The 24073-nt window shown below is 42.4% G+C and carries 21 protein-coding genes and 1 pseudogene; 12 read left to right on the top strand and 10 right to left on the bottom strand.

All coding sequences use genetic code 11. The features are described 5' to 3' along the window. Positions 1 to 6: 6 nt before the first annotated feature. On the top strand, positions 7 to 1128 hold the full coding sequence (locus G3T18_RS16235; RefSeq protein ID WP_224411617.1) for a histidinol-phosphate transaminase: 1122 nt from the start codon (positions 7 to 9) through the stop codon (positions 1126 to 1128). 122 nt (positions 1129 to 1250) lie between these two features. On the opposite strand, the gene G3T18_RS16230 is transcribed toward G3T18_RS16235, so the two are convergent. Both G3T18_RS16230 and G3T18_RS16225 read right to left on the bottom strand, forming a co-directional pair. Then, a complete protein-coding gene (locus tag G3T18_RS16230) occupies positions 1251 to 1736 on the bottom strand; it encodes a hypothetical protein (RefSeq protein ID WP_224411616.1) in 486 nt (161 codons plus the stop codon). 220 nt (positions 1737 to 1956) lie between these two features. Next, positions 1957 to 2577, bottom strand: a complete 621-nt coding sequence (locus G3T18_RS16225; protein WP_224411615.1) for a GNAT family N-acetyltransferase — start codon at positions 2575 to 2577, stop codon at positions 1957 to 1959. Between the two features lie 716 nt (positions 2578 to 3293). On the opposite strand from G3T18_RS16225, the gene G3T18_RS16220 reads away from it, so the two are divergent. From G3T18_RS16220 to G3T18_RS16210, 3 genes are all read left to right on the top strand, one after another. Next, complete coding sequence (locus G3T18_RS16220; RefSeq protein WP_224411614.1) at positions 3294 to 6890, top strand: response regulator; 3597 nt, start codon at positions 3294 to 3296, stop codon at positions 6888 to 6890. Between the two features lie 109 nt (positions 6891 to 6999). Then, the gene (locus G3T18_RS16215) at positions 7000 to 7233 is read left to right on the top strand and encodes a hypothetical protein (RefSeq protein ID WP_224411613.1); all 234 of its coding nucleotides are present in this window, start codon (positions 7000 to 7002) and stop codon (positions 7231 to 7233) included. 142 nt (positions 7234 to 7375) lie between these two features. Continuing rightward, the gene (locus G3T18_RS16210; protein ID WP_224411612.1) at positions 7376 to 10120 is read left to right on the top strand and encodes a cation-transporting P-type ATPase; all 2745 of its coding nucleotides are present in this window, start codon (positions 7376 to 7378) and stop codon (positions 10118 to 10120) included. A gap of 182 nt (positions 10121 to 10302) precedes the next feature. Here G3T18_RS16210 and G3T18_RS16205 read toward each other — a convergent pair whose 3' ends face one another. The 3 genes from G3T18_RS16205 to dapF form a co-directional block, all read right to left on the bottom strand. Then, on the bottom strand, positions 10303 to 12099 hold the full coding sequence (locus G3T18_RS16205) for a metallophosphoesterase family protein (protein WP_397333960.1): 1797 nt from the start codon (positions 12097 to 12099) through the stop codon (positions 10303 to 10305). A 41-nt stretch (positions 12100 to 12140) separates the two neighbouring features. Next, positions 12141 to 13304 (bottom strand): hypothetical protein, encoded by a 1164-nt coding sequence (locus G3T18_RS16200; protein WP_224411611.1) that lies wholly within the window; start codon positions 13302 to 13304, stop codon positions 12141 to 12143. Between the two features lie 127 nt (positions 13305 to 13431). Next, positions 13432 to 14289 carry a diaminopimelate epimerase gene (dapF, locus tag G3T18_RS16195; protein ID WP_224411610.1) on the bottom strand — a complete coding sequence of 286 codons (858 nt, stop codon included), beginning with the start codon at positions 14287 to 14289 and terminating at the stop codon, positions 13432 to 13434. Positions 14290 to 14369: 80 nt separating this feature from the next. Here dapF and G3T18_RS16190 point away from each other — a divergent pair, with 80 nt between their 5' ends. The 6 genes from G3T18_RS16190 (at position 14370) to G3T18_RS16165 (ending at position 17863) form a co-directional block, all read left to right on the top strand. Next, positions 14370 to 14582 carry an Hfq-related RNA-binding protein gene (locus G3T18_RS16190; RefSeq protein WP_224411609.1) on the top strand — a complete coding sequence of 71 codons (213 nt, stop codon included), beginning with the start codon at positions 14370 to 14372 and terminating at the stop codon, positions 14580 to 14582. Between the two features lie 74 nt (positions 14583 to 14656). Beyond that, a complete protein-coding gene (locus tag G3T18_RS16185) occupies positions 14657 to 14794 on the top strand; it encodes a hypothetical protein (protein ID WP_224411608.1) in 138 nt (45 codons plus the stop codon). A 4-nt stretch (positions 14795 to 14798) separates the two neighbouring features. Beyond that, on the top strand, positions 14799 to 15680 hold the full coding sequence (locus tag G3T18_RS16180; protein WP_224411607.1) for a M23 family metallopeptidase: 882 nt from the start codon (positions 14799 to 14801) through the stop codon (positions 15678 to 15680). 249 nt (positions 15681 to 15929) lie between these two features. Next, the gene (locus tag G3T18_RS16175) at positions 15930 to 16472 is read left to right on the top strand and encodes a late competence development ComFB family protein (RefSeq protein WP_224411606.1); all 543 of its coding nucleotides are present in this window, start codon (positions 15930 to 15932) and stop codon (positions 16470 to 16472) included. A gap of 92 nt (positions 16473 to 16564) precedes the next feature. Continuing rightward, the gene (locus G3T18_RS16170) at positions 16565 to 17221 is read left to right on the top strand and encodes a sigma-70 family RNA polymerase sigma factor (RefSeq protein ID WP_224411605.1); all 657 of its coding nucleotides are present in this window, start codon (positions 16565 to 16567) and stop codon (positions 17219 to 17221) included. Between the two features lie 81 nt (positions 17222 to 17302). Then, complete coding sequence (locus G3T18_RS16165) at positions 17303 to 17863, top strand: anti-sigma factor family protein (RefSeq protein ID WP_224411604.1); 561 nt, start codon at positions 17303 to 17305, stop codon at positions 17861 to 17863. A gap of 204 nt (positions 17864 to 18067) precedes the next feature. On the opposite strand, the gene G3T18_RS16160 is transcribed toward G3T18_RS16165, so the two are convergent. After that, entirely contained in the window at positions 18068 to 19012 is a 945-nt protein-coding gene (locus G3T18_RS16160) for a phosphoribulokinase (RefSeq protein ID WP_224411603.1), read from the bottom strand. 302 nt (positions 19013 to 19314) lie between these two features. Between G3T18_RS16160 and G3T18_RS16155 the strand changes: the two genes are divergently transcribed. Beyond that, complete coding sequence (locus G3T18_RS16155) at positions 19315 to 19449, top strand: Rpn family recombination-promoting nuclease/putative transposase (protein ID WP_224411602.1); 135 nt, start codon at positions 19315 to 19317, stop codon at positions 19447 to 19449. Here G3T18_RS16155 and G3T18_RS16150 read toward each other — a convergent pair. After that, a complete protein-coding gene (locus tag G3T18_RS16150) occupies positions 19444 to 20670 on the bottom strand; it encodes an RNA-guided endonuclease InsQ/TnpB family protein (RefSeq protein WP_224411601.1) in 1227 nt (408 codons plus the stop codon). The two genes, G3T18_RS16155 and G3T18_RS16150, sit on opposite strands and share 6 nt — an antisense overlap. 128 nt (positions 20671 to 20798) lie before the next feature. Here G3T18_RS16150 and G3T18_RS16145 point away from each other — a divergent pair. Then, positions 20799 to 21263 (top strand): annotated as a pseudogene (locus G3T18_RS16145) (Rpn family recombination-promoting nuclease/putative transposase); the annotation flags it as partial. 83 nt (positions 21264 to 21346) lie between these two features. On the opposite strand, the gene G3T18_RS16140 reads toward G3T18_RS16145, so the two are convergent. From G3T18_RS16140 to map, 3 genes are all read right to left on the bottom strand, one after another. After that, positions 21347 to 21571: a hypothetical protein gene (locus G3T18_RS16140; protein ID WP_224411600.1), complete on the bottom strand. Its 225-nt coding sequence runs from the start codon at positions 21569 to 21571 to the stop codon at positions 21347 to 21349. Positions 21572 to 22063: 492 nt separating this feature from the next. Further along, positions 22064 to 22951 carry a hypothetical protein gene (locus tag G3T18_RS16135; protein ID WP_224411599.1) on the bottom strand — a complete coding sequence of 296 codons (888 nt, stop codon included), beginning with the start codon at positions 22949 to 22951 and terminating at the stop codon, positions 22064 to 22066. Between the two features lie 184 nt (positions 22952 to 23135). Beyond that, a complete protein-coding gene (gene map / locus G3T18_RS16130) occupies positions 23136 to 24002 on the bottom strand; it encodes a type I methionyl aminopeptidase (protein WP_224411598.1) in 867 nt (288 codons plus the stop codon). Positions 24003 to 24073 lie beyond the last annotated feature (71 nt).

The raw sequence follows: 24073 nt of genomic DNA, 5'->3' as shown, positions 1-24073 counted from the left end.
TCATTCATGTTCGATTTTATTCGCTCAGATTTAGCTCAATTTACTGCTTATACTCCTCATCCAGGTGGAAAAGTTACAGCACCAATCGATCGACTTGATACTAATGAAAGTCCTTACGATTTGCCAATTGAGTTAAAGCAGAAATTGGCAGAAATTTATCAGCAAAATATATTGACAAATCGCTATCCAGATGGTAGTCATGAAAAGATTAAACAAGTTTTGGCTGAATATGTGAATGAATCAGCTAATTTGCCTCAGATAATTACCAGCGATCGCCTTTCGATTGGTAACGGATCTGATGAATTAATTCGCTCAATTTTGATTGCTACTTGTTTACGCGGTGAAGGCTCGATTTTGGTGGCTAATCCGACTTTTTCCATGTACGAGATTATCGCCCAAACTCTCGGAATTCCAGTGGTGACAGTAGGACGTTCAGAAACTAATTTTGCCATTGATTTAGCGACAGCACAAGCGAGTCTCCAGCAAACAAATAATCCACCAATTCGAGTTATATTTGTTGTTCATCCTAACTCACCCACAGCTAATGCTCTCACCGAAGCAGAATTAGATTGGTTACGCAATTTACCCGCACAAATTTTAGTAGTTATCGACGAAGCTTATTTTGAATTCAGTCAAACTTCGGTGGTAGGAGAATTAGAAAAACATCCCAATTGGATTATTTTGCGAACATTTTCCAAAGCATTTCGATTAGCCGCACATCGAGTCGGTTACGCGATCGCCAATCCAGAATTAATCGCTATCCTGGAGAAAGTTCGCCTTCCTTACAATTTGCCAGCTCCCTCCCAAGCCGCAGCTTTACTGACACTCGAAAATCGCCAGTTAATTTTACCAGCGATCGCCAAAATCCTCAGCGAACGAGACAGATTATCTCAAGCTTTATCTCAAAATCCGATCTTCAAAGTTTGGCACAGCGACGCTAACTTTATCTATCTACGACTCAAAAATACCACTACCGATCCCCACGAAGAACTGAAACAACTAACCAACGCTCTCAAAGCCCAAGGAACATTAATTCGGCATACAGGTGGAGGTTTAAGAATTACTGTTGGGACTCCCGAAGAAAATACCCGCACCATCCAAAGATTATTGGGGACTGGTGACTGGTGATTGGGGACTGGGGACTGGTGACTGGGGTGAGTTATAAGTTTATCCGCTAATTCCTCCTTATCTTCCCAATCCCCAATCCCTAATCCCTAATCCCTAATCCCCAATCCCCAATCCCTAACCAATCAAACATCCAAGCGCTCTTCTGGATTGCGAACCTTGCGAATTGTTTGGGGTAAAACTCCTATCATCAGAGCAAAAGCGCGATCGGGTAACTTAGCAACAGTTTCCGGATCGAAAAAATGTTCAAATTGATTGAGAATCATTTGCGCCCGTTGTAATGGTACAGGATTATCGGTAATTTGTTTTGTCAAACGAATCCATTGCCGTCGAATTAAATAAGCTCGCTGTTTTTCTTCAGAAGAGGGGGGAACGACTAATGACAGACTACCCACAGGAAGCACTCCCACTGCATCTAAGTCTAAAAAACCACCTACAGCCGATCCAGGTCCAGCAAATTCAGCATGATAGCGTTTATAGATAATCAATCCATTACGACGACGACTATTAACCACTAAAAGCTGTTTATTCTGTAATTGAGAGAGAATCTTCTCAGCTTGCAAATCTTCTTGCTCGTGGTTTTGGGAACGGTTGAGAGTATTCGGTAGCATCGGTCATCCGGTTAAGAACTAGCAGAGGAGACAAACGTAGCCTTTGACATTTAAATCAAAAATTATCATGGTATCGACAACCTGCCATGAATTTATGCTGGCATCCTCGGCATCAAAAAGAAAGCTAAGTTCCAAGGCGCATCCAGTGTTTTGAAGTGCGAGATTTTCCCGCGCCATCTTTTCGATAACTGCTGTTGATTTAATTTTAAGCGCTCGAAGCTTAAGAAGTAGTAGATTTGAGATATTTGTGTAAAAACAAACGGCGAGGGCGCTGAAATAGCCAAGTTCCTAAACTAGATTCAACTTGCTGTAGTCGATAACCACAGCGATGATAAAGTTGCCTTGCGCGAGCATTATTTTCCAGTACATGAAGATAAAGGTCGTTAAATCCCCATTCCATCGCCGTGCGATCGCAGCCAGCGAGTAAGCGCCGGGCAATACCCTGTCTGCGATAAGATTCCGAGACAGCTAAATTAGAAATATATAGATGAGCTGAGTCCGGGTCAAACCAAGAATCAGAACGCAAAGCCATTTCCACTGTGCCGACAATTTGCTCGCTTTTTGCAGAATCAGTTCCCGTCGCGATCGCTACTAAGCAAAGGTAATGAGGCGAACAAGAACGCAAACGAGTGCGTAAGTCTTCATAAATTCCCAATTTCAAGATCGGGTAAACCCAACCCAGCGATCCTGACTGAGAATGAAAACTTTCAGCCAAAACTGAAGCGAGACCGTGGAGATCCCCCTGACGAGCAGCACGAATAAATAATCCGTCAGCTTTGAGTGTCGAACCTGCTGCTACTGGTTCATTAGATTTTAAGTAAGAAAAGCAGGAGTTCACCATCCCTCCAACATCTGAAGCTAAAAGCTAATACGAAGTTGCCAAAACTCGCGCTGAGAGCCACAATGCCCATTAAAAGCAATAATAAGCTAAATCTAGCTTAACTAATTGCTCTCAAGAACATCTTTTTCTGATTGTAGCTTTTTAAGAACTATTGCCAGCAAGCTCAATCATATCAGTTAGCAGCGAACACCTGACCAATGAGCAGTTACCAGTTTACCCTCGAATCTGTCGTGCTTCTAACTCCATCATTTCTCCCATTGACAATCCCGACTGTTCACCGGTAACTGATAACTGGTCAGTGAAACCCCAGTCCCCAATCCCCAATAAGGAAGATACTATGGTAAGAAGTGTATCCTCAAGCTCGCCCATTGAGAGTAATACTCTATGCAGACTCTAAGAGAAGTGTGGGTAGTTCACCAAGAGTAGAGCCTGCTCGGTTAAATTAAATATTTGAAAGCAGTCTACCCAGGAAAACCTTGCCTAAACTAGATTGAACCACCAGCGATCGCGGCTACCATTAGGAGAATCACCCTGAAACTCATTTAACGCACGTCATCATTTTTGATTTTAGTTTTTCGGAATTGTGATGGAAAACAAATTTTTCTGGTTATTACTCTGTGGAAAAATTATCTGTCACAGTAGATTGTGCCGAATAAAAGATGAAAATCAACCAAATTACTCAAGACGAACAATTGCAGCAGGAGACTGGTGCATAAATGAAATCCCAAAACAGCAGTAGAAAACCGAAAATTTTGATTGTCGATGATGAACCAGACAACCTCGATCTGCTTTATCGGACATTCCATCGAGAATATAAAGTCCTCAGAGCAGAAAGCGGTCCTGCTGCATTAGAAATTCTCGCTTGTGAAGAAGAAGTGGCGGTAATTATTTCTGACCAAAGAATGCCAGAAATGACGGGAACGGAGTTTCTTAGTCTCACCGCCGTCCAATATCCTGATATTATCCGCATTATTTTAACTGGCTATACCGATGTTGAGGATTTGGTTGAGGCGATTAATACAGGTAAAGTATTTAAGTTTGTTACAAAACCTTGGCAAGCTGAGGAACTAAAAAACGTAGTACGTCAAGCTCTAGATACTCACAATGTTTTGAAGGTACGAACTGAAGAGTTAGGTAGGGCGTTGCGTCGGGAGTCTTTACTTAACTCGGTGACAAACACAATTAGAAATGCCCAATATGGACGTTTTGGAGATTCGCCCTTACGCCAAGTTTTACAAACTATTGTGAATACTATTGGTCATATGTTGGAGGTAGACATTTGTTTGTTGCGTTCTGGTTCCCAACCTTTACTTGGTTACGAACAAAGTTTTGTTTATCAAAAAGCGGGAATTCCGACGATAGAAGCCAAAATTCTTGCTCTGACAGTTTGGGAAACTGAAGATATTGAAGTTATTAATGATGTGGAAGCTGAAGGAGGTCATGCTTTATCTGAGGATGAAGTTTCTCCAGAAAACTGTTGGGAAAATAATCACCCGGAAACTCAACAGCGTCGAGAAGCTTATCAACGAGCAAATATTCGCTCGAGTTTGATTGTACCGCTCATATTTCAGCTTGAATTAATGGCTGTTCTGGCTTTGCATAAATGCGGACAACCTCAAGTTTGGGAAGATGATGAAATTCAACTAGCAGTAATGGTAGCCGATCAAGCCGCTTTAGCGATCGCTCAAGCTCGTTCTTATGAGCAAGTTAAAGCTTTGGCGAAACGGGAAGTTTTGGTGAATACAATTACTACAGCGATTCGTTCTACCCTCGACCCCCAGGAAATTTTTACCGCGATTACTACTCAACTCGGACAAGCTTTAGAAGTGGATGGTTGTGCTTTATCGCTGTGGACAGAATCAGATGAATATGTCCAATGTGTAGGTTTGTACGATGCGACTACTGATTCCGGGTTTTCTGTTGCTGAATTTGACATGGAATCTGACGATCGCTCGCAGTTTAACCAAGAGAAGAGCAAAAATAATTTACCTGAGTATTTAAAAAAGGAAAATCGGCAAAATTTAGTTAAGTCTCAAGATTTCGGGACTAAGCAAAATGCCAGATCGCAATTGCCGCAATCTTATGTTCCCATTACTGGCAATCCTGTATTGCAACAATTAATTAGTACCCAACAGCCAGTAGTGTTACAAGATATGGAGTCTTCTCCAGAAATGCAGGGTTTCGATTTGCCTCTGCGATCGCCAACTCGTGCTTTGCTATTAGTACCGCTCATTGTTGATGGCAAGATTATTGGTAGTATTTCCTTACGCCAAAATAATCGCGCTCGACGTTGGAGTAATGCCGATATTGACTTAGCTCAAGCTGTAGCTTCCCAAGCAGCGATCGCTGTCCAACAGTCGCGTCTCTACCAAAAAACTCGCTCTTTAGCCGAACGTTTGTTGGAATTAGACCGTCAAAAAACTGAATTCTTCCAAAATGTTTCCCACGAATTTCGCACTCCCCTCACTTTAACTATCGGTCCTTTGGAAGCCGCCGCTAACCATAGACAAGGAATGCCACCCGAACAAGCCGCGATCGCGCTGCGTAATTGTCGTCGTTTGCTGCGTTTGGTTAATCAATTACTCGATTTGCAACGCCTCGATGCTGGGCGAATGCAAGCAAGTTTTCGCCCTTGCAATCTCTTGGAATTTACCGAGCAAATTGTCGAAACTTTTCGTCCTTACTGTCAGAAAAAAGATTTAAATCTCGACACTAATCTTCAAAGTTGTCCTCGCGTTTATCTGGATGTGGAAAAATTTGATAAAGTTCTCTACAACTTGCTTTCCAACGCGATGAAGTTTACCGAAGCTGGAGGAACAATTTCTGTCTTTCTCGAACCGGCTGGAGATCACGTGCGACTTCAAGTTAAAGATACCGGAATTGGAATTTCACCCAGTCAAATTCCCCATTTATTTGACCGTTTCCGTCAAGCTGAAGGTTCGATTAATCGTTCTTACGAAGGTAGTGGTTTGGGATTAGCTTTAGTCAAAGAATTAGTTAACCTCCACGGTGGACAAGTTTCCGTTGAATCTCTTCCGGGACAAGGTTCTACTTTTACCGTTTGGCTGCAAACCGGAACCGCTCATTTACCACTGGATATGGTATTGGAAGTTAATACCGAAGTGCAAGCGGCTCGTGCAACGGTAGAATTAGCAGATTTGGAAACTGAATTATTGGATCTGGAAACGGGAACTGAAATTGAACAGATTACTGACGAAGATAACTTAGTTGCAGAAAACTCGTCTTTAATTCTCGTGGTTGATGATAATCCCGATTTGCGTACTTATGTCGGGGGAATTCTGCGGGAAGCAGGTTATCGAGTTTGTACCGCTAAAAATGGCGCGAGTGGCTTTGAGGTTGCGCAGATGCGTCGTCCCCAGTTGATTATTACCGATCTCATGATGCCGCTAGTTTCTGGATTAGAACTAATTGCAACAATCCGGGCTGATGAAGATTTGAAGGGAACTCCGATTATTTTACTAACAGCGAAAGCTGATGAAACAAGTCGTATTTCGGGGACGGAGCAAGGTGCAGATGCTTATTTATCTAAACCTTTTAACGATCGCGAGTTATTAGCTGAGGTACGCAATTTACTAGCGCTGAAGGAAAATGAGCGAAGAGTTCAACAACTCAATGAATACCTCACGGAAGCTGTGTTGAAGCGATTTTTGCCTAGAGATCTGGTAAAATCTGCGGCGACTGGGAAACTGGAGTTAGATTTGCGTCCGGAACCTCGTTTGGTGACAATTTTATTTAGCGATATTGTCGGATTTACGCAATTGTCGAATACTTTGCGCGCGCGTCGCATTGCTCAGTTACTCAATGAATATCTTGAAGCGATGAGTGAAGCGATTTTTGCTAATGGCGGTACAGTAGATAAATTTATGGGTGATGCCATTATCGCTTTGTTTGGTGCTCCTGAAGAATTACCAGCCCACGAACAAATCCGACGCGCGATCGCTTCAGCAAGGGCTATGTATTCCTCTCTGGAAAAACTCAATCAACGTTGGCAAGAACAAGGTATTGTTGGAGGTGAAGGTAAACCGCCTTTGGTTCAATTCCGTTGCGGTATTCATCAAGGTAGCGCGGTGGTGGGAATGTTTGGTAGTGAAGGTAGATCTGATTATACGGCGATCGGTCCGGCGGTTAATATTGCTGCGAGACTTCAAGAAGCTACCGATCCAGATAATATTCTCGTTTCTGCTACTGTGGCTGATTACCTTGACGATCGAGAAATTACTAAGTGTACTCCTCTCAAGCTGAAGGGAATCGACGAAACTGTATTAACTTTTTCCGTAGCGATTAATGTTTAGTTTCGCGGTTTCGCGATCGCCCTAATTCGATATTCTAGACCTGCTCTACTTAAATCAAACTCAAAAAGTTTATGCTATATTTAAACATAAAGTTTTAGAGGGTTAACTTATGCCAAGAATTTATGTAGGTAAGTCCAATGTAAAAGTCTGGATTAAAGCAGCAATGCCAGGTGTTTTCGGTTCATTAGGATCGGGTGGTGTGAGGACAGCACGCACTGGTAGTGACGGTTGGGCGGAAATTAGCTTTAGCGATTTTGGATCTTCGTATTCTGGAGAAATTCATGTTGATTCTAAGCTAATTCACCAAGGGAAAATTGATGATACTGGAACTTACTATGCTTAATTATTAAAGTAATAAGTAGTCGGACAATTTTTTTTAAATCTATTATTTTTGTTGTAAACATAGGTTAAATTTAACTGAGCTACAGGTTATAAAGGTTTTTTATTTATCAGTTTAAGTTACCTCTAACCCATTGGAGAGTTTGATGCCAGTGCAGCAACAGTCGCGTTCATTTTATCAACTTTCGGCTCAAGACGTTTTAGCTGATTTCGATAGCGATGGAGAGACTGGTTTAACCGCAGAAGCTGTTGCCCGTCGTTATGAAACCTATGGCTGGAATGAACTACAATTTAAGCCGGGGAAACCCGCTTGGCTCAGATTTCTCTTACAATTTCATCAGCCACTCCTGTATATTCTCTTAGTTGCCGGGGGAGTTAAAGCATTCCTAGGATCGTGGACGAATGCAGCAGTGATCTGGGGGGTGACGGTAATCAATGCCGTGATTGGCTATGTGCAGGAAGCCAAAGCCGAAGGCGCGATCGCATCCCTTGCTAAAGCTGTCACCACCGAAACGACGGTACTACGAGAGGGACAAACCCTAAGAATTCCTTCACGGGATTTAGTACCGGGGGATGTGGTGTTACTAACATCAGGCGATAAAGTTCCCGCCGATCTGAGATTGCTGAAGGTGCGTAACTTACAGGTAGATGAGTCAGCACTAACGGGAGAATCTGTTCCCGTCGAGAAATCAGTCCAACCCCTACCTCCAGATACTCCCCTAGCCGAACGCATCAATATGGCTTACGCGGGAAGTTTCGTTACTTTTGGACAGGGGAGAGGGATTGTGGTTGCTACTGCCAATGCCACAGAAGTAGGGCAAATTTCTAAATCAATGGAAAGCCGAGTTAGCCTCACTACGCCCTTAACTCGTAAGTTCGCTAAATTTAGTCGTACCCTACTGTATGTCATTTTAGCCCTAGCAACCCTAACCTTTGTCATTGGCTTGGCACAAGGAGAATCTTGGCTTTATATGTTTGAGGCGGCGGTGGCTTTAGCTGTGAGTGCCATTCCCGAAGGACTCCCCGCAGTAGTTACGATTACCTTAGCCATTGGGGTTAACCGCATGGCACGTCGTCACGCTATTATTCGTAAACTTCCCGCAGTGGAGGCATTGGGTAGTGCTACGGTGGTTTGTTCGGACAAAACTGGCACTTTGACGGAAAACCAAATGACTGTCCAAGCTATTTATGCTGGGGGACAAGAATATAGCGTTAGTGGAAGTGGTTACAGTCCGAAAGGAGAACTGAGTTTAATCGGGGGTGACTCCTCGGAAACGCCCTTGGAGGATGAATTACCCCCCGCCTTAGAAGCTTGTCTGGTGTCAGGGTTACTTTGCAATGACTCCCAATTAAAACGACTAGAGGAAGGATGGTCAGTGGTGGGAGACCCAACGGAAGGGGCGTTGATTACTGCTGCGACTAAAGTGGGTCTAAGTCAATCAGGACTATCTGCTTCAAAAGCCCGCTTAGATTCCATTCCCTTTGAATCTCAGTATCAGTATATGGCAACCTTACATGATAATGAGGTGTCTCGCATTATTTATGTGAAGGGATCTGTAGAGGCACTATTAAGTCGTTGTTCCCAGATGATGAATCAGGAAGGTCAACCTACTGCCCTTGACTCAGCCGAGATTAAGCAGATGGTTGAAAAGATGGCAGCTCAAGGATTACGGGTACTCGCCTTTGCCCAAAAAGAAGTCTCTCACCATCAGCATACCGTTGACCACGATGACTTGGAAACGGGTTTAGTGTTTCTGGGATTGCAGGGAATGATTGACCCACCTCGCCCTGAAGCGATCGCTGCTGTCCATACTTGTCAGTCTGCCGGAATTAAGGTCAAGATGATTACTGGGGATCATATTGCCACAGCACGGGCAATTGCCCAGCGCATGGGAATTCAAACCGCAGGACAGGTTTTAGCCTTTGAGGGGCAGCAACTCGCACAAATGGATGATCGCCAAATTGCTCAGGCGGTTGAAGATGGCTCGGTGTTTGCTCGGGTTGCTCCTGCCCAAAAGCTACAATTGGTGGAAGCCCTCCAGTCCAAAGGTGAAATCGTTGCCATGACGGGGGATGGGGTGAATGATGCGCCAGCCTTGAAACAAGCGGATATTGGCATTGCGATGGGGAAAGGGGGAACCGAAGTAGCACGGGAGTCGGCGGATATGCTGCTTACCGATGACAATTTCGCCTCGATTGAATCGGCAGTAGAAGAAGGACGCACCGTTTATCAAAATTTGCGGAAAGCGATCGCCTTTCTCTTACCCGTGAATGGCGGGGAATCTATGACAATTCTGATCAGTGCTTTCCTAGCCCGGGATTTACCGATTCTTGCTATCCAAGTGCTGTGGCTGAATATGATCAACTCTCTAACCATGACTGTTCCCCTAGCGTTTGAACCCAAGTCTCCAGGGACAATGCAACAGCCTCCCCGTCGTCCCAATGAACCCTTGCTTACACCGAAGTTATTACGCCGAATTTTAGCCGTTTCTGTGTTTAACTGGATTCTGATTTTTGGCATCTTTGAATGGGCGAAAGCCAACACCGGAGATGTTACTGTTGCCCGTACGATGGCGATTCAAGCTTTGGTCGCTGCGCGGATTATCTACCTGCTGAGTATCAGTCAATTGGGAATTAGCTTGATTAACTACCTGAGTCGCAAGTCTCGAACTATCACCAATGCACCTATTCTCTTGGGCGGAATTGCTGCTGCGGTTGTTCTTCAAGTGGTGTTTAGCCAGTGGGGACTGATGAATGTCCTCTTTGAAACCGCACCCCTAACCTGGAATCAGTGGCTAATTTGTTTATTCCCGATGCTGCCGATGATTCCCATGGCAATCTTGGTTAACCAAATTGACTCACCTTTCCCTCGTCTAAGCCAGCGTAAATGACCTGGAAGTGATGGCGCGATCGCGCTACTAAATGGTTAAATACTGTAGTGCGAGCATCTTGCTCGCTGGTATACTTGTATTTTGACCTACGCGATCTTCTTCATAAATTCAGTCGCCCAGTAGGTGAAATTAAAGCAAAATCTTGGTAATTTCCCCGGAAGATTATTTTTCCTCCTCATCAACTACTTATTGAGACTAAACTCATCAAACTTAACAACTTCTGAGTTAGGTTTGCGAGTATCAAAACGGTAACTACTTACTGTTCCTTTTCCTGTATCCAAAATACTAAAAACAGTAATATCGTTACTTGCAATATACGGTAGCGACTGGTTATTTTCAGCTAATAAAGGGTCAATAGTTGGTACTATTGCTTCTAATTGATTTGGGTCGCCAACTGCTACATATTTTTCTCGATATCCTGATGGTATCGGTCGCTTTTGCTCGCCGAGATAAGCACCATAAGTGTTACCCACATTAGAAGATTCTAAAAAATTCATGCCACTCGGACTAACAAAACGGTTCCATAAATGAGAATGACCATAGAAAATTAAATCAACTTTAGCCTTTTCCAACAGAGGAATTAGATCGCGAATAATGTAATCTTCTCCTAAAGGATATTCGTAGCGAATTGATTTAATTTTGCCACTTTGATCGTACTCAATAATTTGCTGCGGATCTGTATAAGCAGGAACAATATTATCGCCCAAAGTATGAGCGGGATGGTGAAACATAACTACTTTATATTTCGCCTGCTTAAATTCTGGACTTGCTAATTCTTTTTCTAACCAATTATATTGCGAACTACCCTTGACAATTGGTTCAAAAATGTGCTGTCCGTAGCCCCAATTTTCCGGATGATTTAAATCTTGCGTGCGTTCGCGATATCTACCTACAGCCCAATCCTCCAAAGTTGGCGATCGCCAAATATTTGTCACAAACAATGAAATTAAACGCACATCCCCAAAAGTAACCGCATAATATTTATTTTGTCCCGAAATATTCGTCGGCAAAGTAAAAATTTCTTCATAAGTATCAGTATTAAAAGAATTAGCTTTCAACCATGCTTCTTTAACTAACGGATCTTGACGAGGATTAATTTGGGCGGCTGCTAACTGATAATAATTTTCCGCTACCGAAAGAGGATGAGGGTCATTAAATTGATAATTCAAATCTCGCTTACTGGAGTATCTTCCCATCACCTCATGATTGCCAATTGCCGGAAAAATTGGTGCATTTTGAATTAATGAGCCACCATGATATACTGTTACTATACCTTCTTTTTCTAGTAAATAATTACCGCGACCTTGAAGACAAGCAAAAAAAGCACAACCGCGATTATCATCAAACCATTCCGAAGCGCGATCGGGAATATCAACTAAATCACCAGCCATAAAAATAGCATCAACCTGACCAATTGTTTCTGCTACCTTTTGCAAATTCGCGGCTGTCATTGGCTTCAGTTGATGATCGGAAGTTAACAAAATTTTTAAGTTACTTCCTGGTGGAGGTGTAGGAGAAAGAGAAAACACTCCACTACTAATTTCCTCGCCATTTTCGCGCCAACTTATGACTTGATAAGGAACTTTTTTCCTAAGAGTTAAACCTGTAACTGTTGCTTCATGTCGCCAAATATCTCGCGGTACGGGTTGGGGATAAATTTGACCATCTTCAGTTTGACTACCAACTCGCGATTTTTGGTCTTCACGAATGCGAGATAACTTCGTCGTAAATGCGGGAGTAGTTTGCTGCAATCTACCTCCATAATTAACAGCATGACGGCTACCAGGAAAATCAGTAAACCAAACAACTCGCACCGAAGTTGGAGTAGGTAATTGTAAAAAAGGATCGCTCAAAAGTTGAGTAGCAGAAGTCATAAACTGCGGTTGATTTAAGTGATAATTTACCAAGATCGCCAACAGCGTTAATAGAAAAAGAAAGACAAATAATAGCGAACCGACAAGGAACTTATTTTTGCTCATTTCTCGTTATCAACCAATAGCTAATGACCAATCAAAACTAGCTATGAAGTTAGATTCGATCTAATTTTGCTAACAGTCCAATCAAAGGTTGAGAGAACTTGTTCGAGACCATATTCATCAGTTAAAGTAGAAAGTTGGAAATTAGGAAATCTTCTTTCCGTGGGATCGGAAGGAAGTGCTAAACCAATAGAACTGAATTGATTTCTTAATTCTTGCCATTCGAGGTGAGAATTAAAAGGTGGCATATTCGCGTAAGTAGAAGAAGAAATTTGCAGAGTACCATCAATCCCCACAAAGAAAAGTTCGTAGGATTTTTCTCTTCTATTTTTCAAATTAAGTTTAGCAGCAAAACCGCCATTAATATCTCCTATTCCCCACTGAACTTGTAAATCTGGCGTATAGGAAACTACCCATTCATAGATTTTCTGAACCAACAGAGTTTCATCATCGCCATAGCGAAGTTCGTATTCCGAGAAGAAAGAATGTTCGTCCCATTGCCTTCTTTCGCGAGTTGTGCTAGCTTTTCTTTGTTGTGCTTCCGCCGTGCGACCGATAACTTTAGAAACAAGCGTCTTCAAACCATTTTCCGCAGAGACATATTGTTTAATTTCGACAGCGATCGCCTCAGCCGGGTCCATTTGCTTGTTCAGGAATTCCACCACACGCTGTAAATCGGTCGGAATATGATCCGCCACAAAAACCAAGCGCACTTTCCCTGCTTGTAAATTAGTTTTAACTTGCTGCCAAAAATGTTCTTCATCAGTATTAGCACCCAGAAAATCTTCAAACACCGCTTCTGGATCGCGATTGAGATCTCGACAATTAGATTCAAACTGCGCCAAAATTGATTCTACGGGCCAATAAACCACAGCATTTGCAGCGTATTCGATCATCTGACCAATAACTTCTTTCCGCAAGCGCGAGTCATCATTACTTTTGACTTCTACCAAAGTCGGAATTGCATTTTGGTCGAGAAACAAATGATTATGCGACCACCTAGTTTGTCCTAAATCTTCCGCAGGAAGCCCAATTTTGCGTTTAACGAGTAACCAACGCCTTGGTACGCCATTGTCTGACTGGTCTACAGCTAACAAATTAGGATATTTTTCTAGCAAATCTTGTAGAAGTGCTTCTGAGTCATAAGGTTTCTCAGTCATTTCAACCAGTTGGTCATCGCCCTGGATCAAATATATACCGCCACTCACAAAAGATTCCCCCTTTCTTACTGGTTGATGCGCTTTTAGTTTGAAGCTATCAGTCTTGGGTGCAATTCTGACTATGCCCAAGTCAGAAGTTCAAAGCTTTGTGTCTATTTTTCCTCAAATTAGTTGATTAATTACCAACATCGGCGAGATAATTTCCGACAAAGACTTTTTCTGCTGGTCCTGTCATATAAACTCGCCGATCTATTTCCGACCAATTAATTGTCAAGATTCCGCCCGGAAGTTCGACACTACAGAGGTTTTCGCTATTGTTAGTTAATACTCCAGCAACCACAGAAGCACAAGCGCCAGTACCGCAAGCGAGGGTTATACCTGCACCTCGTTCCCAAACTCGCATTTTGAGGTAATTTGGGCTGATTACTTGAATAAATTCGGTATTAGTGCGCTGAGGAAAAGCCGGGTGATGTTCAAATTGAGGACCGACAATTTCTAAAGGAATGTCATCGACATTATCTATAAATGTGATGCAGTGAGGATTTCCCATACTGACACAGGTAACAGTCCAAGTGCTTCCAGCTACGTCTAAAGATTGGTTAATTACTTTTTCTTCAGGAGGACAAATTGTGGTAGGAATTTTGACCGCAGTGAGTTTAGGCGTTCCCATATCTACTTTTACTTGTCCTTCGGCGGTCAGTTGAGGAACCATCATGCCACCGAGAGTGTGAATTTGATAAGATTTACCCGGTTGATTTGTACCTTCAAGTTCAGCGATAAATTTAGCCAGACAACGGATACCATTGCCACACATCTCCGGTTCAGAACCGTCCGAGTTAAAGATACGCATTGTATAATCAGCGCCATCTTGTCCAGGTAAGGCAAAAATAACCCCATCAGCACCGATCCCAAAATGGCGATCGCAGATCTTGATGGCTTGCTCTGGCGTCACCATTGGTTGTGATGAGTGTCGATTATCAAGCAAAATAAAATCGTTGCCTAGTCCGTGATACTTGGTAAACTGAATTTCCATCCAACTCTCTCCGAGCTTTGTCCAAAGGTTAAGCTATAGGTGTACAAACGAGCAATTATTTTGACAGTTAAGATTAGATTATGACTCAATTAGATACTCATTTACCCGGTACTCGTTATATTCAAGGTTATATCAGAGACGAAAAGCAAGTTCATCTTAAACTGATTACCAATGATATTTTAACGGGTAAGATTCTTTGGCAAGACCCAGAGTGTCTTTGTCTGATGAACAGCGAACAACAGCAGATGTTGATTTGGCGAACGGCGATCGCTTATCTGGTACCTCAAGAATAATTTCCCCATGCCAAGAAGAGTTGATCGGCGTGCTACTCTAGTGCTAGTTATTCTTTGATTTTCACGCAAGATAGATGACTTTAGCTGCGATGAGTTTTTGGCTAAAATTTCAGCTTGAAGGAGCCGGCGATCGCCAAAATAAGACTACACTACTCAAAGCAAAACCCTTTCAGGCATGGCTTTGGGCAGAAATTTCCAAAGCAGCAAGGTAAGTTTATGCCAAGAAAACAAACTATTTCGACAAAAAGCTGGTTCAAAGCTGCGCCTTTAATCGGTATTGCTGCTAGTATAGTCGTCCTAGCAGCACCAGTAAAAGCTTTGCAGGTGCAACTGAAACCAGAAAGTCCTCAGTTAGGGGATACTATTTCGGTAACGATCGAAACCGAGACAGCAAATTCACCACCAACTGTCTCAATGGGAGATAGATTATATCCGGCTTTTGCTTTAGAATCGAATCGTTATCGAGCTTTATTGCCAACTACGCCTTTAGATCGACCTGGGAGATTGACAATCCAGGTTAGAGGCGATGGAGAAGTTAGTAATTTAGCCGTTTCGTTGCGATCGCGATCGTTTCCTACTCAACGAATTACACTTTCTGGTAGCAGTAATAGTTCGGCGACGGAAAAGGAACTTAACGAAGTAGCAGCTTTTAAACAACTGGTAACGCCGGAAAAATACTGGAATGGGGCATTTCTCAAACCTAATAATGGCAGAATCTCTTCAATTTTTGGTGTCCGTCGCTACTACAATGGTGTATTTGCTCAAGATTACTATCATCGCGGTGTAGACTATGCAGGTGGCTACGGTTCGCCAGTAGTTGCACCTGCGGCGGGAAGAGTCGCTTTAATTGGTAGAGAAGCAGAAGGCTTTCGAGTTCATGGAAATACCATAGGTATTGACCACGGTCAAGGGGTTCTAAGTATTTTTTTACATTTAAGTAGGATTGACGTGGCTGCGGGAGATTTCGTCCAAGCAGGTCAAAGAATCGGCGCGATCGGCTCTACTGGCGCTTCTACAGGTCCCCACTTACACTGGGGTCTTTACGTTCACGGAGAAGCAGTAGATCCGGTTCCCTGGAGGTTTGAGGGTGTTGAATAGGGGATTGGTGACTGGGAATTAGGGACGTGGGATTAGCACCCGATCGGTTTGTTCTCCTTGTCCTCCCAACTGTTCACTGATGCAGTAAAAACCCCACTCCCCAGTCCCCAATCCCTAATCCCTAATCCCTAGTCCCCCTTAAGTTTTCGTGAAGTTTTTTTTGTTTTAAGGATTTTTTCCGAAACTTAAGGAAAGATGAAAAAAGTTAAGCCCGATCTCGATCTTGAAGACTGCTAATTCCAATTAAAAATGAGTATAGAAAAAATTGTCGAACAAGCTTTACATGACGGATACTTAACCCCTGCAATGGAAGCAGAGGTAGGAAGAATCTGCGATACAGCCAGCGAACTGTCGATCGAAGAGTATATGGCTTTAGATCGACTGATGGGAGCGTTATTGACAGGAGAAGTCGTAGCGGTACCACGCAAACAGTTTATCAATGTCATGGAAGAATTGGTATTGAGTGAAGCGATCGCTCGCGTCGCAGAAATTGAAGCTACGAGTAATCGCGTCCTCGATGTAGGAGATATTGCTGCTTATGCACTAAATCGACTACCTCCTTTATATGCAACCACAGAAGAAGGAGCTAACTTCCAACGAGAACGAGCCAAAGAAACTTTACAAGAGTTAATTGGCGAACAAGTCAACGAAGCGATCGCTCGTAACTTGGATCGTCCCAACGAAGGACGACAGATACTCGGTCAAGGAAGTGATATGCTCAAACAGGTAAGTAACTTACTCAAAGCCTATGCCCCTAACTACGAACAGAAAAATTCTTCCGGAAACTTTTAATTGAAGAGGAACTTTACTAATTCCGGGAACTATTTTGCCATCGAAGGGTCTTTAATTAAAGAGCAATCTTAGAGCGAGTCCCTTCTTAGACAATGAGTCAATCTATTTCTGCAACCTGGTCAACAGTTGAGGTAAACGCACCTCAAAAATTGGTGTCTCCCGAAAAACTCTCCAACTATGATTTGATTTTGCGCTGTCAAGAAGGAATCAAACCTGACCGCGCTGCTTTTGCTGAACTACTGCAAAGGTATCAATCTCATGTAGAAAAGATTTTGTACCATCTGGCTCCAGATTGGCAAGATCGCGCCGATCTTGCTCAAGAAGTCTGGATTAGGGTTTACCGCAACATTAAACGACTAAAAGAACCAGTTAAGTTTAAGGGATGGTTAAGTCGCATTGCTACCAATTTGTTTTATGATGAACTACGCAAACGCAAACGAGTAGCTCATCCCTTATCCTTAGACGCACCTCGCATTATGAGCGATGGGGAAATGGACTGGGAAATTGCCTCAGATCTGCCTAGTCCTGACGAAAACTTGACTACGCGAGAATTTTACGAGCAACTACAAGTAGCGATCGCTGATTTGCCAGAAGTTTTCCGTACTACCATTGTCTTAAGAGAAATTGAAGGCATGGCTTATGAGGAAATCGCTCAAATCACTGGAGTTTCTCTCGGTACAGTTAAATCGAGAATCGCTAGAGCTAGAGCTAGACTGCAAACAGTGCTGCAAAATTACTTGGAGGAATGATCGGCCAAAATCTCTGCTCTCAAGAACTGTTGTTCGAGGATTAGATCTGAGAAAATAGCATCGGGAAGTGGTGAGGGAACCATGAATTCTGACCGCAATCAACTCAAACCAATTGAGCAGCACAAGGCTAAAAAAGTAGAAATGAACAATCAAGAGCGCGATCGCTTCGAGTTATTAAGTGCTTTTCTCGATGGCGAGGTGACAGCAACAGAACGCAAACAAGTGCTTGAGTGGCTTGACCACGACCCGAAGGCACAACAATTATATTCCCGACTGCTCAAAATACGTCACGGAATACAAACTCTACCTGTACCTAAAGCAACCCAAGCTACTGAGGAAATAAATCGGCAAGTATTCCGCAAAATCGATCGGCGCCATTGGCAAAAAATTGCTTGTTGGGGTGGAGGGGCGATCGCTGCACTTTTTGTGGGTGCAGTGTCCGGAGTTTTACCAGGTGCTTATTCGCCTTTACCTCGGTTAGCTCAGTCTCCAGAAGTTGAGACTACTGCTGAGCCTTTAATGGTAGCGATTAATCAACCTGCTGTGGAAATCCCGAAAGCCGCAGTATCTGTACCGGAAAAATCGATTCAGTCTTTTCCCGAATCGAAGAATTCTCGGTTTGATAACCAAAGATTAAATTAGTTACTCATTTGTTTAACTTAAATCGGTCGTTAGCTGGTTACTGCTAACGGCTTATTGATTTAATTTAGCTAATTTCTCGACTTCAATGATATTTTCATGAAAAAGCTGAACCAGATTTAACATCAGCTTCACTATTTTTCCAGCAAATCTGGTCATAACTCAGCAAATTTTTTTGTTTGACCAGATATGATTCACTGGTCAAAATTACTTTTGATAGAGAGAAGAAGCTTTGAGCATATGATAAGTGATTAATAATTGCGTCAAAGCAAGAGGATAACTTTGGAGAATTTCGCCCGTAGTACCTGTCACCTTACCAATTTCAATTTCGCTATCGACCCGACAAACATTTTCTAAAGTAGGTACTTCCGAACAAAGTATTTTTTCTAAATCTCGAACTTGTTCTTTCGTAGCTTTACCGTCAATTTCTAAGATATCTACAGGTTTACCCATATCTCGATCGAGTCCCAAACGTACAGGAGAGTTAGTTTCGGGAGTTTGATCTTCAAAAAGTCTAATCAAGTCAGGGTGAGGAATAGTTGGTCTTAAGACCAAGCGTACATTTAAACGTCCATCAATTTCTTCAGCGCGATCGCTGGGGGGGTAAAAAGTAACGACCACATCTGACCACTGACGTTGGGGTCGGATAAACTGTTCTGAGTCAGGTTCTCGCTTTTGTAGCGCTGCTAAAACTTGCTCTTCAGTATAACCTCGCTTACGGGTATCGCGTTTAATTTTCCAAGTTGCGCGTAAAGCTTCTGGAGGTGCTAGATAAACTTTGACATCATAGCAGTCTCTTGCTGCTCGCGTATAATAACCTAACAATCCTTCCACAATTACAAACTTCTTCGCTTTAATGTATTCTGGCGGATCGAATTTACCCGTATCGTGATTGTAAATTGGTTTTAGGATCGGTTGACCTGTTCGCAATAAAGATAAATGCTGTTGCATAATATCCAAGTGATTGCAATCTGGGTGCAAAGCAGTAATACCTATATCCTTTCTTTGCTGGCGATCGTAACAGTGATAGTCATCTGTACAAATAACCGTAACATTTTCCTCACCTAATACTTGAGCAATACCCTTTGTCAGGGTGGTTTTTCCGGCAGCACTATCGCCGACAATACCAAGAATAATCGGACGTTGAACCATAATTTGTTAATTTCCTTTAGGCTTTGAGTTTTCTCAGCTATGATTTTGTCTTTAGGCTTAATTCTAAGCCGATTCGGTAACTTTGAGCAATCTAAAAACAAATTATTTAAAATTCAAGCCAAAACTTAAAAATGGTTTATTTTTACTCTGCTTAACAACTAGCGAAATCTTCACACCAAGTTGACTTTGCTCTCAAAAATAGCGAATTTTGGCAGCTAAATTCTGAGAATTTCTCAGGTCTCGAGCGCCTAAACATCAATTGCTATAAACTGAGAAAAGAATTTTTCTTGATAGCAAAAAAGGTGAAAACTGATACCCTCTTCTACCAATTACTGAAAGAATATCCCAGTTTCTTTTTTGAACTAATTGGCAAACCAGATACTAACCCAGATACCTATAATTTTATTGCCCTGGAGTTGACGCTCCACGCCCTATAAGGACGTGGATTCTTCATTCAACGAATCTTCGTTGGCTAACAGGATTTCTCCAACCAACCAAGAGGAAGTTTCTCCTGAAGCGTAGATTTTCGTGCGCCCCACGATATATAAAGCTTTTTGCAGAATGTTTATCGCCGCGTTCCAGTCCCGGTCGCAAACAAACCTACAATGATGACAAACATGAGTTCTCGTCGATAGAGATTTTTCTACTTTCTCTCCACAGTTGGAGCAGTTTTGAGAAGTATTATGGGGAGGAACAGCAATGGCTAATTTCCCATATTTGTCTGCAAAGTATTCTAACCATTGACGGAAAGTTGTCCATCCTGCGTCCGTTATCGATTTAGCTAGACGACGATTCTTCACCATGCCTTTGACATTCAAATTTTCATAGGCGACCAAATCGTTAGATTGGATTAAACGGAGTGCCACTTTCTTGACAAACTCTTCTCGTTGCCTACTTACTTTTAAATGCTTTTTGGCAGATCGCTGTCTCGCTTTGTGATAATTATTGGACTGTGGCTTTTTGCCTTTGCGGTACTTATTTGATTTTCTGCGGTTGAGTCTATTAAGATGTTTTTCTGCTTTTCTATAGTATTGAGGAACTACTTCTGTATTCCCCTGACTATCAGCAATGAAAAACTTCAAACCCACATCAATTCCTACAGCCTTCTGAGTAGGAGTTAAAGGTTTTACGGTATCTCTGGGGTCTAATTTGATGGAAAATTGGACATAATATCCGTCTGCTCTCCTGACAATTCTGACCCGTTTAATTTGCTCTGGCTGAAAGTATTGAATGTCTCTAGAACCAATTAGTTTTAGTTTCCCTATTCCTTTTTTGTCGGTAAAGGTGATATGCTTCTTGGTGCTTTCATCCAACTTCCAACCCGAAACTTTGTACTCTACAGAGCGTGAGTGCTTCTTGAACTTTGGATAGCCCTTTTTTCCTGGTTTTTGTTGTTTACAATTCTCGTAAAAGCGAGTAATTGCTCTCAGTGTTCTTTCAACCGCAGTTTGACAAGCATGGGAGTTTAAGTCTTTGACAAATTCAAACTCATTTCTTAATGCTGTGTTGTATCTAAAGAGTTCAGCTTTACCTACACCTCTATTGTCCATCCAGAAGCGAAGCACTTTATTTCGCACAAACTGACTTGTCCGAATCGCCTCTTCAATGGCAGCTACTTGTTGTGGCTTTGGCTTAACCTTGTACTCCAAGACCAACATTTGATCCTGACCACGCTAGTATCAAAATGGTAGCAGATTCAACCCAAAATAGCAACAAAAAGCCGTCCTCCGCTTCGCTAAAGGACGGGGCTTGAAACCCAAGATTTTCGGTCACCGTTCACCCTCGCTATCAGGAACTAGTACAAACTCGCTTACAGCGCATCTACCTGGATGAACTACCCGCTAGTGCTACAGAAAGATCGCTCGGTTTAGGAATTATACAATTAGTTGTCACCAGCGAGCAACAAACCCCCATTCGCGCACGACAATTACTCGATCGCGCAACAGTACAATTTCCTGATGCTCAACAACAGCAACGAGTTATACAATTAATAGAAACAATTGTCGTTTATAAATTTCCCACTTTAAGTCGGGAGGAAGTTGAAGCGATGCTAGGATTAAGTGATTTAAAACAAACTAGAGTTTACCAAGAAGCTAAAGAAGAAGGTCGTCAAGAAGGTAAACTCGAAACTAAGCTAGCGATGATTCCTTTATTGCTAGAGTTGGGCTTAAGCATCGAACAAATATCTCAGCGATTAGAGTTAGACTTAGATACAGTGCGCCGAGTAGCACAACAGTCTGAAAATAACTAACAAACTTAAAATAAATTAACCCCTAGCAACGACACTAGGGGTAAGATTTGCCAGTGAAATCTTTGAGAAGGAAAACCAATTGACTAGAAATTTGCAGGCTGTTGCTGGACAGAACTAATATTGTAAGTGGTAACGCTGGAAGCGACGACGGTAGTAAAACCACCGAAAACAACGATCGCCGTTAACGCAGCCAGACTGGTCATTTTTTTCATTTTGAAGTTCCGAGGAACGCGCAATGGTTCAATTTGCAGTGGTGCAACTCGTTCTTCGTATGCTATTGCGTTATGAACGTGACCTAGAGGTTCCATAATTTTCTCCTCTCTAGCAAACAAAAGATTCCACTCCAAAAATATCAGACCGAGACAGATTCTACAATAGTTCCCGATTGCGTATCCTGGCAGCAAAATTTTACCAAAAAAAATGGGTTTAAAGCCTCGCTGTTCTACGGCGACTTTGATTGAAAAGAAACTAGAAAGTTAGTACAATAGTTGATAGTAAAACGAAAATCTACGTGATTCTTCGCTCTAGTAGGTCGAAATCCCGGTAAGTAAGAAACAACGGTTAGATTGGCTCTAACGGCAGTATGACTAAACCACTGCCAGCTTTCTTCAGAGCGAGGAGCGTACTAAACTAGCTGAGTGATGGATGTTTGAAAGCATAAAACTCAAAAAAGTAAGCGCAATATATGCGGCTATATGTCAACATATTGAGCGTCTAGAGGCAACTTGACTGTGCCTGCAAGAGGAAAGAGAACTACTTGTGAATCCCCTCCCTTTAGCAACGCGGAGGGAGGGGAGTAGTCAAACTTCTGCGGCGGCTTGTGCGATTAAGCGACGCGCTACGGTTTGAATTCCGGTATGCTCGTAATAATTGGTACTCATATCTAGGAAAGCTGCGACGTAATCTAATTTATCGTCGGAAACTTCGACAAATCCTTCTAAATGGCGGAGAATAGTTGTGGAACTCAAGCCTCGCGAGTTGACTAAACTACTCATCCAACCTTTAACTGCATCAAAACTTTGGTTGATAAAGCTGAGTTTACCAGAAGTGCCGTCTCCGGGAATTAAACCGCCAATACGTTTGAAAACGGTATTTTGTTCTAAGCGATCTGGGCTTAAGCTGGAAATAGTTCTACCCGCAGTTTGGATAAAGTCGGGACCGAGGGGTATTAAACCATCAAAGCAAATTAATGCTGCCATGCGCATAATTGCTTCGTGGTTGTAGTTTGGTAAAGCACCAGCAAATTCAGCAATACTGTAAGGTGGAAGTTGGTTCATTTTGCAAAAAGCAACTAACTCGACAACTATTTTTAAACCTAAATCCACTGATTGAATTGTGTCGGCTTTGGGTGTAAGTTTGTTTAAGAAGCCGAGAAAGCCAATTTTTTCGCTAACTTTATTCGCCATTGCTGCTGTACCCATTGCTGCGTCGGCGTTGTCGGCGGTTTGATAAAGCCAGACGGCGCGTTGATATCCGTTTGCTTCGTCCTGATATAGTTCTAAGGCGCGATCGCGGATCTTGTCAATTTTTTTCGACTTGGTTTTCCCGGTAACTGCACGAATTGTATTTTCAAAGCCAACTAGATTATCCCACTCTCCGGGAACGATAAAATCTAATGCTCGTAAGACGGAAACGGTAATTCCACCTGTGGGTAATTCGTCAACTAACTTAACAATTGATTCAGCCATGCTTAATTCCCTAAATTACTGTACTATCATGGCTTATTCAAATAGCGATCGCCGATTTCCGAGACAATAAATTTTGCGGCTAAATATTCCGGATCGATCTCGCTTGTCTTAGGTATAAATATAAGGTAAATGCACTCTGATCTGTTATCCCCTCTAAGCTTGTCACCCTTAGAGGGGCTTTTTTTTAAACTTTACTACGATCGGTTAAGATTTCATAACCGTCGGCTGTCACCAATACAGTATGCTCAAATTGTGCTGATAATGAATTATCTACTGTCACCACAGTCCAGCGATCGCTAAGTACCCTAGTAACTTTCGATCCGGCATTTAAAATTGGTTCAATGGCTAAAACCATTCCCTGACGCAACTTCACATTGGGTAACTCACGGGTGCGAAAATTAAATACCGCAGGTTCTTCATGCAAGTTACGTCCGACACCATGACCTGTATAATCTTCTACTACACTATAACCATGAGTTTTTACACAATCTTCGATCGCCCCAGCAATATCGAGTAAATAATTTCCCGCTTTTACAAGATCAATTCCTTGATACAAAGCTTTTTCAGCCACTTCCATTAACTTAGCTGCGTCAGGAGTAACTTTCCCTACCGCGATCGTTATACAAGAGTCACCGTGAAAACCTTGCTGATATGCACCAGTATCGACTTTCAATAAATCTCCGGTACGAATTACACTTTTCGGGCTAGGAATTCCATGTACAACTTCGTTATTTATCGAAGCACAAATCGAACCAGGAAAGCCACCATAGCCTTTAAAACTAGGTGTTGCACCCATTTCGCGAATCCGCTTTTCTGCATAAGCATCTAAATCGGCGGTTGTCATTCCCGGTTCCACCATTTCCGAGATTTCTTTCAACACTGTAGCGACAATTTTACCCGATTGACGCATAATTTCGATTTCGCGATCGGATTTAATTTCAATCCCGCGACGTTTCTTTTTAATCCTGGGTGCTTTATTTTCGTTGCTTGGTTTGCTTGGTTTGCTTGCGGTTTGACTTTGGGAAAAAAGTAAATTGGTGAGAATATTCATCAGAACCTTGACAAAAGTTAGTTTTTATGGATCGAAATATTAGCTGGCGTACTTACTGCTAAATTTTATCA

This window comes from Oscillatoria salina IIICB1 (assembly GCF_020144665.1).
In the GTDB taxonomy this organism is placed as follows: Bacteria; Cyanobacteriota; Cyanobacteriia; order Cyanobacteriales; family SIO1D9; genus IIICB1.
This window is presented reverse-complemented; position numbering and strand designations above follow the sequence as displayed.